Raw genomic sequence first — 11,840 nt, 5'->3', positions numbered from 1 at the left:
AGATATAAACCATTAAATAAGGAGGCATATGCATGCATTTTCATTCGGAAGAGCACGAGAGACGGTTTAAGCAGTTATGCGAAAGAGACGAAACGAACATAAAGGATATTGAGAGGCACTCACTCTTTTACATTTTCTCAGGAACAGAACTGTTGTACAAAAATATCGAAATGCTTTACGACTTTGAGGATCACACTATAAGGCTGGAGGCTTACAATCAAACTTTCCTAACTGGCGGCACTCGTAGCTTGATTGACCTGGCATTTAGTCTATACGGCTCGGAGGCGGAATGCGAGGTTCGCTTTTTGTTTAATACCCTTGATGACCGCAACAGCATACTTGCATTACAGGCAATTAAGTATCGATTTCAAATTCCAGTTGAGATCGTAGATTTGAAATAAAGCAGAAGAAACATTTAGATGGCGAGGGAGCTAACGACAAATTTATACTTAATTACTATAAGGATTTATTTGCTTGACTAAAAGTAATGAAGTATAATGGAGGCAACTAAATCGAATATTTCAAATCGGAAGCACCGATCTTACCTTAAGGGGAGATCTGTGCTTTTTTATTTGTTTGAAGGTGAGTTAAAGGGCAGGAATCAGACTAAACAGATCGTTGATTTAAGGAGGGGAATGAAATATGGAACCAGAGAAGCTACTTCTGACTGTTCGGCTAATGATGGGAGGAGGTTTATTGTTTTTGGATCAGAATATTTATCAAATGTATGGTCACGATCTACTAAACAGCCCTTTTATGCAAATTGTGTTCTTTCTCATGTTTGTTGCGACAATGCATATGTTTCGCAAGTTGTCGCTTTTCGCACTCTCTTTAGATATAATAAGGGATTTTTACCGTTTATGGAAGAGACGAAATAAGGACTAAGACAACTCTCTCCTCACAAGACACTTCATTTGTTTACTACTGACTATACACATCGGCAGGAGTTCAAACTGTTGCTTCAATATGCAGAGGCTGTCCTAAGAACGTTCGTGTGGTTATTGGCAAACATGAAGAGATGGTGAGCTTATTTGTTAGGAAAATCATTATAGAGCTATTAAGGAGAAGGAATTCATATAAAAATGGATTCGCTCCTTTTTTATATTGTTGTAAAGGAAACCGTATTGAGAGATCAGATTAAACTGACCTGGAAAGTAATAAGTTTAAGAGAAATCATTAACATGTCTTTTCCCAAATTATGATCAAGCCTGATTTAAACTATCATGTAGGGTTAACAACAAATCAGGATTCCTAACAGGGATAATAATGGAGGGCTTAGATGGACGCAAACATGAAAGAAGAAAAGATTGAACAAGGAACAGGCGGTTCTGATAAATTCGCACTTTTGATCAAGCATTATCGCAAGCTACGCAATTTTTCGCTAAAAGACCTTGAAAATGCCAGTGGTGGTTCGGTAAGTGCAGGATACATTCATCGCCTGGAAAGTGGGGAGAGGAATAGTCCGAGCATTAAAAAGATCCTTGCACTGACTAAGGCATTGCGGATTCCAAGCGCGGTTTTGGTTGGAACTTTGCTTTACGAATTAGATGAAGAGGAAAGATCATTTTCTTTGTCGGAAGTATTAATTCAGAACAATTACTTTTTAGGTAGCGGAATGCTCAATGCAGAAAAAAAGCAGTTGCTTATACGTATTGTTGAGCATATTGATCTTTCCGAATGGTCGCCGACATCTAAAATGAGAGAGATGTATCAGCTTTCAGAGTTGATTGATGACTTTAAACAGGCGGTCAGTTAAACAGTGAGAAGTAAGGGAGCGAGGAATTGGCTCCTTTTTTCGTATGAATTTTTGTTCAGTCGATGGAGTTTACATTCAAACTGTATTGAAATGTCTCTTCCGAGCCGATATAAATGTAAATAATAATTTACAATAATCGGAGAGCTTATGGACATCTACAGCATCTTTAAAATTGGAAACGTAAAGCCCAATACAATTGAAAAGAATATTATTCGACAATATTTGCACAACACTGATCGCATACAGCAATTTCAAATTAGGAGCGACATTGATAAAGAAGACTTTCCTGCAATAAAGTCAACGCAGGAATTTGAACAATACATACAGGCACAAAACATCTTTGGCAGGGTATTTTCGAATTTGGACATAGAGGAAACCGAGTGGTATTATTGCGAGTTTATTGCTGGTAACGATGCCTGGATCTCAAAAGATGAAGCAGGAGTCTACCGTTATTTCTCCAAAACGCGTTGGGGCGGTACGATTAGCCTGAGCATATTTGATATAGCTGAGATCATTCTTGGGGATGGCATGAAAGAGAACGCATTCCAAAATGCCCGAAGTCAACTCGCAAAACTGTTCGGACTTGATAAGCTAAAGGATGAATGGGTACTACAACAGTATCAAAAGTATCAGAACAACCTACAATACATACGTGGCGAAAGAAAGGATTTGGAGCAAGCATATCCCATAGTGTATCCGTACATCCAGAAGTACCGTATTATTATGGAGTATTTCAATGAACATCAGGAGGATGGACTATTTAGAGTCTTTAGCTATAAAGGAGATCATATTTTCTTCACGGCAACGAATCGAATTAAGGATAAGTTGGGAATTAGTCAATCAACCGTGACCAGATCCATTAATATGCTAACGCTATTAGGATTAATTATAAAAATTCCTCATCAAAAACTTCCAAGCAGAATGCTTGAAATATCTGATGCGATTTTGAGTTATCGGAAGAATCAGGGCTATGTAGGAGGCAAGCGAATTACGTTTTACACAATTCCAGAGTACAGTAATGAAACATTGCAATTGGCAGAAAAGGTAGTTATAACACTGCAAGCCGCTGGCGCATGGGGAAGTCTGCTAACAAAAGAAAAAGTAATTAAGCACTTTGGAGAAGCTAAAGCGAATCAGGTGTATTTGGCGGAATACACTGCAAAGAAAGTTAATTCAGCAGATAATTCGAAATCGATTGTTGAAACAGAAGACATATCATTTGACTTAGAGGACGATCCTATTCCATTTTAACAATAGCAAAATCATATAATTCAAACTATAGTTATCGGTTTAACGCATTAAAGTTGTGTATCCCATGTTTGGAGGAACGCAATCTTATATCAAGCATATTTCCTTGAGAGGGATGCTTAGTTTTTTAAGCTTATCACAAATGAGGAGATTGCATAAAACTAAGGTTTACGCGAAGGCGAATATTGTAACCATGTTTTGCTCTAAGCGTCCGTAGGGACGCACAAAAGAAGATTGCGAAGTAGTATAACACTTTTATTTGTATTTTAGCTTGATAAATTAAAGACATTTAATATATGCAACCATTTATTTACAAATATTTTGAAAACTCACTCAAGAAGCACATCTTCCACGACAAAAAGAGAGGAAACCACCTCTCTCTCCCTCGTAAATTACCATATACTTTTTAATGCAACTGTAAACGAAACGATTTCGACCTTTTTTCCTTTTATATAGAACATATCGAACCGATTCCCAAGCTACCAGCATAGACATCATTCCCCCAGCCACGTATCCTAATATTGCCGTTATCTGCCCATAGCTAAATCCAACAACAACAATTGCAATCAAGTAAAATGTTCAAGCGTGGCTATCCCCATTTAAATACCTTCCTACACTCAGCCACTTTCTCAATCCACTCCTTTCATACGTCCAATTTTTATGTTGTCGGAAAGCTTCCCAAAGCGGTAAAAGAACAACTGAAAAAACTGCTACATACAGCAACACGTCTAATAGAATTGATACAATGAACGCCAAAATTGAACTAATAGTGTTTTGATCAAAAGTGCGTGATGATCATTGGTTGTTGATTAGCCCTCTATGGGTTATAATGTTGCCAAGAACACCGAAACCAACTATAAATGCATTGGATATATGCTGTTTCCTTAAAAAAAAAGGAGACTCGTCGCATATAGGCAATGCATTTTTTTGTGCTTTAAAAAGTAGAAAGAAGGTTGATAAACATGGATAGATGTAAAGTTGTCAGGTTTAATTCGGGCGAAGGTCTAAAGACAGAGGTTGCACTAATTTTAGATTTTTATATAGAAACAAGAAGGCTTCAAAAATTAGTAAATAAGTTATTGGCTACTCCCTTGTTATTGCCAATCAAAACAATTGATTTTATCGACAAAAATATTGGCAAATTCGCTGAATTCTATTATGGAGATGTCAATAGTTTGGCTGAAATACAATTCATCAATCCTAATAATTTTGTTATCTCTTTCGAAAATGATAACATTCACAGTTTCCTTGAAGAAGAGGAGTTGAATCAATTTGGAATAAAAAGTGTTGAAGAAATGTTTGAGGGAGACACGATCAATAACTTAATTTTAACCAATTATAGATATGGTCAAAAATATCTTGAATCGACGGAGGCCTATCTTATCTCTCTGAAATTGAAGGGTAGGGAGGGAGAACATGTCTAAATTTAACTACGACATATCTGATGCTAAGCTACAACGATTTATAAAAGAAGGAAGGGGTCAGGGACTTGGAGCAGAGTACTTATCTTGGCTGAATATTCATTCCATTGCCAGTCGCGGGCGCGTCAGTAGAGTGTCTGGCTGGAAAACGGGCAGAGTGCATCATTTTTTGTCTGACAATGAAACGCGCTATTTTTACCTTTGCGAGTGGTCAGATACTGTGATCGACATCCGCGAGCATTATCCCCTCATGGATTTGTACGAGATGACTGATATTCTCGATGACGACTTAGCCAAAAAACTTATGGATCGTAAAACAGGTACTCCACATATTTTAACGAGCACCTTCTTGATCACGGTTAAAAATGAGCAGGGACAAGAGCGACATTTCGCACGCAACATCAAAGAGGCGAGGGAGCTTGAAAAAAACTCGGTATTAGAACGTTACGAGGTCATTCGCCGCTACTGGTACAAAAAGGGGATCCCCTGGGCACTGATCAGTTCTGCTGAAATTAACACCGTGAGAGCTAAGAACATTGAATGGTTGCACGCGGCGCGAAGATTAAATGATTGGGGATATTCAGAACAGCAGATTGCAGGCGAGAGCCAATTTTTAATGGAACTGTTGAGTGGCGGGCAAGGAACGATAAAAAACGTAATTGAACGCTTTAACAGCCAGGTTTCAGAAGAGCAGGGGAAAGGATTATTAATGCTCAAGCATCTGCTTGCCGCTAAACAAATCAAAATCGATATGGACAAGCCTATTGACCTTAATCATTCTGTTAATAGCATTGAGATTGTGGATAACAAAGGAAGTGATACAGTTGCTAAGATTATCGGTTAACACGATGCTCCAATATGGAGGAGATCCAAAGCAAATTGAAAGAATTTTGTGGATCGATGCTGGACGAGTCCATTGCTATATCATTAATATCTTCATGAATCGATTTCCTGAACTACGTTTGATTGAGGATATTGAGAGAGGAATACAGGAAGAAGTGATTCATGTGGTCGAGGATCAGTGGTTCTCTCTCGTATGCGAGGAGCTTTTATCTGAAAAGGCAAGGGTTCAAATGGAGGGGGCTTGGGGGAGCATCAAAGAATTAGTAGATCATGAGCCAGGCATATTTGAGCCAGAGCTTCGCAATCAATTCATTCAGGAGGAATCAAATCGTTCGGAACTAAGCACAAAAACTATTGGACGATACCTGAAGTCATTTTGGGTCAATGGGAAAGTCAAATACGCCTTGGCTCCATCGTTTGATAAAAGAGGAGGCAAGGGAAAGACAAAGGCTTCAGGGCAAGAAAAGCGTGGAAGACCGCGAAAATATAGTCAAGAAGAAGGGGTTAATGTTGACGAAGAGGTTGAACGAATTTTTCGAGTCGCTTTGAAAAAATATTATTATACCTCAAAGAAAGCACCGCTGAAGTTTGCTTACCAAAAGATGATTCAGGAGTTCTACAGTCATGACAGCAGGATGGAGAATGGCGTAAAAATGCCTATTATCCAAGAACCTAATGAATTGCCCACCTACGTTCAGTTCAAATACTTCTTTCAAAAGGAAAACAGCATCAAAAAGGAAGTCTCAACGAGATTTAGTTCGAAAAAATATGAGTTACTTCACCGTCCAGTCCTGGGGAGCGCAACGGCAGAAGCAATTGGTCCAGGGTCCCGTTTCTTACTTGACGCAACTACTTTCGATGTTTATTTGATTTCACGCATAAACCGCAATTGGATAATTGGCCGCCCCTGTCTGTACTATGTGCAGGATGTATTTAGTCGTATGGTCGTTGGCGTATACGTAGGCTTGGAAACAAGCTGGCTCTCTGCGGCAATGGCAATTGCAAATTGTTGCGAAGATAAAGTAGAGTTTTGCAAGCAATATGGAATCGACATCCGACCAGAAGAATGGGAGGCAAAGCACCTACCTGAAACCATTCTTGGGGATCGCGGGGAACTCTTTGCGAAAGATGCAGAGACCCTTATAAGTAATCTGCATGTCAAGATTGAGAATACCTCATCGTATCGTGGGGATTTGAAAGCAATTCTTGAGCGACATTTCCGAACGACAAATGATCTGACTAAAATGATGTTGCCTGGAGCCATAAATGCTGACTTTCGGCAGAGGGGGCCTTCCTCACGCGATTATCGCTTAGATGCAAAATTGGACTTATACCAATTCACACAGATCATCATCCGCTGTGTGCTCTACCATAACAATCATTACTTACCGAATTACCCCCGCGAGGAAATGATGATTAGCGATGACATAGAGAGTATCCCCTCGAAGATCTGGCAATGGGGTGTGCAATATCGTTCGGGAAAATTGAGAGAAGTCCCAAAGTCAGTCGTTTTATTGAACCTGCTTCCAACAGGTGAATGTCTGGTTACGTACCAAGGGTTGAAATTTAAAGGTTTGTTTTACAGCAGTCACACATCTCTAAAAGAGCGGTGGATGGAGAAAGCGCGCACGGGAACCTGGAAAATTTCTGTGAGCTACGATCCACGAAATCTCGGGAGGATATATCTGCGGGGAGTGAGTGAGAATGGTTTTGAACCTTGCTATCTTCTAAGTCAGTACAATCAATATAACGGTCGCACCCAGGAGGAGATTGAGTATCTGCAGGAGTTCGAGCGGATGCAAAAGGCGCAACATGCAGAAAAAGAGCTACAACCTCAAATTGACTTGATAACGCACATCGAAGCTATTGTACAGGAAGCGGAAAAGCAAACGAAAGAGCAATATGTCTTGGGTACAAAAGCTGAAAAACTTCGTGGAATCCAAGACCATCGGAACATGGAAAAGCACCTAATGAGGAATGAGGAATCCATACATGCTCAATTTGGGTTTGGAAGACTGATCCAATATGAAGACAAGGCAGATTCCACTGAAAACATTGATTATTTTGATGATTTCAAATTGTTGAGAAGGAAACGAGGGGAGGAATAGCATGACTGAATGGATAAAGATTCCTAACGGGGCTTTGGCACAAGTGGCTCAGTATTCACCGCAAATTGTCAGTCAATACGAGGGCAATATGCTTATCGAAGCACTACCTCCCATTATGTCTAAAGAAGAGGTTGTTCAAGCCTTATCAAGTTATCCTCACTTTAATGAAGAGGAACGCTATGCCGACAGTCATTATCGCTTTCACATGATCCAGCAACTGCTTGGCTATTTCCAGGTGATGCCCCTACATATTGATCTCGAAAATAGGGTCTCAAGACTGATTCGGCAGGGCTATGTCAATCGAAATCCTTTAAAGCCACACTATGCGAGTCAGATGGTTCAAGGACACGCTGATATTCAAAGTGGACAAATTCGCCAAAGTGTACAAACATTCTCCTCTGGAATGACCATTGTCGGTATTAGCGGGATTGGTAAGAGTACAGCTATTAATCGTATATTGAGTTTAATGCCCCAGATCGTAAGTCATTCGGAATACAACAGCATACAGCTAAGTGCATATCAAATTACTTATTTGCGCTTGGAGTGCCCACCAGATGGCTCAATCAGAGGCTTAATCAACAATTTTTTTGTGGAATTGGATCAACTCCTCGGGACAAATTACATGGATCGCTTTGGCAAAAACACTAAATTATCTGCCGCCTCCTTGATGCCGATTGTTGCCCAAATCGCAAGGAGCTGTAACTTGGGGCTTCTTGTTGTTGACGAGATTCAAAACTTATCTGTAGCTAAAAGTGGTGGTGCGGAAAAAATGTTATCATTCTTTGTTGCGTTGTCGAATTCCATCGATCTCCCAGCGGTTTTAATCGGAACACCAAAATCTCAAACTCTCTTCTCCGATTTCCGCATTGCGCGACGCGGTAGCGGTCAGGGTGACGTAGCATGGCTACCAATGAAGAAATCTGAGCCGAGTTGGAGGCTTTTCATCGAAGGGATTTGGGACTATCAGTGGGTTCGAAATCCAACGGAATTAACAACAGAGTTGAATGATACGATATATGAAGCGAGTTGCGGAATAACGGACATTGCCGTTAAAATTTTTATGTTCTCTCAGATACGTGCGATAACATCAGGGACAGAAACGATAACCCCACAGATCATCAAGGGTGTCGTTAAAGATAGCCTGAAATTAGTTGAGCCGATGTTGAACGCGCTTCGCTCAGGCAACCTGAACGGCATTGCCAGGTTTGGCGATATCAATATTGCTCCAATCGATGGATTTATAGCGGCGGAGCAATCCAAGCTGGATTTAGGAAATTTGCTTCAAACGTTTCAGAAAACACAAAAAGAACAACAGGTGCATGCTGAGCGATTGAAACAGGATGCCGTAGTGCGATTAACACTATTAGGGGTTCCAGAAAAAGATGCCAAACATAATGTCGGCAAAATCCTCTCGGAAATGCCACGTGTCCAAACCGTTCAAGAGGTTGTACAGGAAGCTTATAAGCTTCATCTTGGTCTAACTGAAGATATGCAAGCTACAAGCAAGACACGACCGCAAATCGAAGATGAACGTGATTTGCGGAAGTTGGTTAAGGCAGGAAAGGAGAATGGTTTAACTGCCTATCAGGTGCTTAAAGATGCTGGATATATTGCATCAGACTTTTCAATAGACGCTGGAAGTGAAATCGAATGATGCTTCAATTTCCGATTCCTTACGAGGACGAATTATTGCATAGTTTGCTTGCCAGATTTGGGATTCGAAGTGGCAACATAAGTAAAAGGGCTATCTTGATGGACATATTCGGAACAGATAGCTTCACAGCCTGCTTGGAATTGCAACCAGGCATCAGCAATATAGTATCAAATTTACCTGTTAGCTCAACAATATCAACCAATCAACTTATCCTCCACAACTCAATGTACCTCTTTTATACGGCTTTTCGAGATGAAGAGCAGGCGCACGCCATATATGTGAGTATGCTTGATGAACATGGGAGGGATCTGCATAATGCCATTGGTTTGATGTCGTCAGCTATAAAGCCACATACTCATTTCCAATACTGTGTATTGTGCAATCAATTAGATATGGAGAGACATGGTGAATACTATTGGAGGCGAATTCATCAAATTCCAGGCGTTCGAATTTGCATCAAACATGGCATATGGCTTTCTGAAAGCTCGGTTTTGATGAGAGAAAGAACGAAGTATGCATTCATAGCTCCAACACAGGATAATTGCTCTGATCATTCTGTTCAAGAAATTGCTGACAAAGAACTATTGAGTCAATACAGTTGCATCGTGAACAACATTGAGAAGTTGCTCAATTTCAAATATCCTCATCGTCCAATGGAGTGGCTTCATAAACACTATATAAATCAGTTAATGCGGAAAGGCTATGCCTCTAATAAGGGAAGAACTGATTATAAGCGGTTAAGAGCAGAATTTGTTGATTTTTATGGAGTTGAACTGCTGGAAATTCTCCAATCATCAGCAAATGGTGAGAGTAGTTGGTTAAAGCTAATTTTCCAAAAACATCGAAAAGGATTCCATCCTATTCGTCATCTACTGGTTATGCAATTTTTGGGACTGACACTGGAGGAAGTTTTTAATAGCGATCCATCTGAAATAGATGGTCATGAGAGTAAAACATCTCTGCCAAAGAGAAAAATTATGAAGAAAACAATGACTGAAGAATACAGAAGGCAAGCTAAAAGGGAGAGACGAGAAGTATGGTTGCAAATGCGAAATGATTATCCTCATCATGGTAGATTGGAGTTGAGGAAGCTTAATCCCAAGGTGTATGCGTGGCTCTACCTGTATGACCGAGAATTTCTTATGGATCACATGCCCGAAAAGTTGCCACCGAAGGCTGGTACAACACGTCATGATTGGGAAAAGAGAGATTTAGAAATTCTTGAAAAAGTTGCTGAGATTGCAGAACAGTTGATGAGTGAAGGAGGGAAGCCACGCCGCATCACTTTGGAAAGAATACAGGAGATCATAGGTAGCAAATGTTTAATGCCTAAGCATTTAAAGAAGATGCCACGTACTCGAACCTTTCTTGAGCAGGTGGTAGAAGATGCTGAAGCGTTTCAAAAACGTAGAGTATTGTGGGCAATCGGGGAATTGAAGTCGAACGATGAATCACTAACTTTAAATAGGGTTAAAGTGAAGGCTGGAGTAAGTAGAGTTCCAGAGGAATATTTACATGATCTTAATAAGATCTCCGCAATATAAAATCGTTGAAAGAATTGCAGTTTTGTAAGTGTGACGATCATTCCCAACATAGGAGGGATATTTTGGTTTCTCGTCGAAATGTAGTTCAATAGCTGTATATTTTATTCAGAACGGGAGCGGCATATAGTGAAATTGGACTCTCATCACATTGAAAGATTAGTACCTTGGTTTGGATATGGGAATTTTAATGAAGCAGAAGTAGTCTTTTTTGGAAATGAAGAAGGACTGGGCGGCTACCCAATTGAAGCGGTTTTAGGAAGGTGTCAGCTTTACGGATATGATCCGAATACGTGGATTGATAATGATTGGAGACTGGGGTATTGGGATGAAACAAGTCATGATGGGTACTTAACCCTGGGAAGGATAACGAATGAAATAAGAACTGCAAGTGGACTGTCACCTGTTGCCCCACCTCCACCTCCAGCTTCTCCGTTCTTAGAATTCCAAGCAAGGATGCTATTACATTTTGAACAAAAGGATCAAAATTGGTTCAATGTTAAGAAAAACCTTCTAAATAATCAATGGAATCAAATACAAGAGTTGAAAGAACACTTATATTCAAACCAGACTAAAATTAAGGCAGGATTAGTAGACTGGAGACCCTTGCCTCGCCCTACAGAGGATGTTTGGCCATACGATGGAATTGACGAAAAGAAGTACATTTCAGCTTTCAAATTAGCTAATGCAAATTTGAAAAAAATAACTGAATTAAACAACGGTAAATTGGCAAAAGAAGAACTCGACGAGTATTCCAAGATGCTATGGAATCGTGCTGAGCTGATTAGGAAAGTATTTGTTACATTCCCCTTCTCAACACTAATCGGTGTTGGAGATATGAACGCTAAGAAGAAACTGTTGGAATTCATTTTCAGAAATGAAAATTTAACATTCACGAAAAAGACTTTGAGAAATGGGAAATCGTATGAGATAGCTGAGTTAATTCTTCCAAACAAGAAACTTACCATTATCCTTACATTATTCTTTAATCATCGTTCTAATTGCTTACAATTAGAAGGGCTACAGCATTTATGTGAGGATGTCCTTGAACCAATTATTGGGTGTTAAAGTTAATTTCAATTATAATTAGAGTTTTCTTCTACAGAAAGTCCATAAGAATAATAAGTTGATTGTCGAGTCGATGAATTTCAGGTGTTTATTCCTGATTATTCGTTCGGCTTTTTTGTTTTACACAAAAAATTCAGTCTTTCTCTAACCTATAATTCGGCGTTCATCTCTCTATGTCAGATACCAAATCGTTATTTATTC

At 39.7% G+C, this 11,840-nt stretch carries 10 protein-coding genes; all 10 read left to right on the top strand.

What is annotated here, in order from left to right:
- Positions 1 to 32 precede the first annotated feature (32 nt).
- The 10 genes from MKZ13_RS25810 (at position 33) to MKZ13_RS25765 (ending at position 11,639) form a co-directional block, all read left to right on the top strand.
- Positions 33 to 401 carry a DUF6075 family protein gene (locus tag MKZ13_RS25810; RefSeq protein WP_339179277.1) on the top strand — a complete coding sequence of 123 codons (369 nt, stop codon included), beginning with the start codon at positions 33 to 35 and terminating at the stop codon, positions 399 to 401.
- A 241-nt stretch (positions 402 to 642) separates the two neighbouring features.
- The gene (locus MKZ13_RS25805) at positions 643 to 885 is read left to right on the top strand and encodes a hypothetical protein (protein WP_339179274.1); all 243 of its coding nucleotides are present in this window, start codon (positions 643 to 645) and stop codon (positions 883 to 885) included.
- Between the two features lie 406 nt (positions 886 to 1,291).
- Positions 1,292 to 1,756: a helix-turn-helix transcriptional regulator gene (locus MKZ13_RS25800; RefSeq protein WP_339179271.1), complete on the top strand. Its 465-nt coding sequence runs from the start codon at positions 1,292 to 1,294 to the stop codon at positions 1,754 to 1,756.
- 147 nt (positions 1,757 to 1,903) lie between these two features.
- Positions 1,904 to 3,007, top strand: coding sequence for a hypothetical protein (locus MKZ13_RS25795; RefSeq protein ID WP_339179267.1), 1,104 nt, complete (start codon positions 1,904 to 1,906; stop codon positions 3,005 to 3,007).
- 959 nt (positions 3,008 to 3,966) lie between these two features.
- Positions 3,967 to 4,428, top strand: a complete 462-nt coding sequence (locus MKZ13_RS25790; RefSeq protein ID WP_339179265.1) for a hypothetical protein — start codon at positions 3,967 to 3,969, stop codon at positions 4,426 to 4,428.
- Complete coding sequence (locus tag MKZ13_RS25785; RefSeq protein ID WP_339179263.1) at positions 4,421 to 5,269, top strand: TnsA endonuclease C-terminal domain-containing protein; 849 nt, start codon at positions 4,421 to 4,423, stop codon at positions 5,267 to 5,269. The genes MKZ13_RS25790 and MKZ13_RS25785 overlap by 8 nt, the downstream gene beginning before the upstream one ends.
- A 4-nt stretch (positions 5,270 to 5,273) precedes the next feature.
- A complete protein-coding gene (locus MKZ13_RS25780) occupies positions 5,274 to 7,376 on the top strand; it encodes a Mu transposase C-terminal domain-containing protein (protein WP_339179261.1) in 2,103 nt (700 codons plus the stop codon).
- Position 7,377: 1 nt separating this feature from the next.
- Complete coding sequence (locus tag MKZ13_RS25775) at positions 7,378 to 9,030, top strand: ATP-binding protein (protein WP_339179259.1); 1,653 nt, start codon at positions 7,378 to 7,380, stop codon at positions 9,028 to 9,030.
- Positions 9,027 to 10,574 carry a TnsD family Tn7-like transposition protein gene (locus MKZ13_RS25770; RefSeq protein WP_339179256.1) on the top strand — a complete coding sequence of 516 codons (1,548 nt, stop codon included), beginning with the start codon at positions 9,027 to 9,029 and terminating at the stop codon, positions 10,572 to 10,574. Before MKZ13_RS25775 ends, MKZ13_RS25770 begins: the two co-directional genes overlap by 4 nt.
- Positions 10,575 to 10,700: 126 nt before the next feature.
- Entirely contained in the window at positions 10,701 to 11,639 is a 939-nt protein-coding gene (locus MKZ13_RS25765) for a hypothetical protein (protein ID WP_339179254.1), read from the top strand.
- The last annotated feature ends 201 nt before the right edge of the window (positions 11,640 to 11,840 follow it).

This window comes from Paenibacillus sp. FSL R5-0701, assembly GCF_037973995.1.
GTDB lineage: Bacteria > Bacillota > Bacilli > Paenibacillales > Paenibacillaceae > Paenibacillus.
Note: the sequence above shows the minus strand (reverse complement) of the source record. Positions and strands in the feature narration are given on the sequence as shown.

Coding starts and splice junctions, on each gene's coding strand:
- MKZ13_RS25775 (WP_339179259.1), top strand. CDS start 7,378: ATGACTGAATGGATAAAGATTCCTAACGGGGCTTTGGCACAAGTGGCT.
- MKZ13_RS25810 (WP_339179277.1), top strand. CDS start 33: ATGCATTTTCATTCGGAAGAGCACGAGAGACGGTTTAAGCAGTTATGC.
- MKZ13_RS25800 (WP_339179271.1), top strand. CDS start 1,292: ATGAAAGAAGAAAAGATTGAACAAGGAACAGGCGGTTCTGATAAATTC.
- MKZ13_RS25790 (WP_339179265.1), top strand. CDS start 3,967: ATGGATAGATGTAAAGTTGTCAGGTTTAATTCGGGCGAAGGTCTAAAG.
- MKZ13_RS25770 (WP_339179256.1), top strand. CDS start 9,027: ATGATGCTTCAATTTCCGATTCCTTACGAGGACGAATTATTGCATAGT.
- MKZ13_RS25805 (WP_339179274.1), top strand. CDS start 643: ATGGAACCAGAGAAGCTACTTCTGACTGTTCGGCTAATGATGGGAGGA.
- MKZ13_RS25780 (WP_339179261.1), top strand. CDS start 5,274: ATGCTCCAATATGGAGGAGATCCAAAGCAAATTGAAAGAATTTTGTGG.
- MKZ13_RS25785 (WP_339179263.1), top strand. CDS start 4,421: ATGTCTAAATTTAACTACGACATATCTGATGCTAAGCTACAACGATTT.
- MKZ13_RS25795 (WP_339179267.1), top strand. CDS start 1,904: ATGGACATCTACAGCATCTTTAAAATTGGAAACGTAAAGCCCAATACA.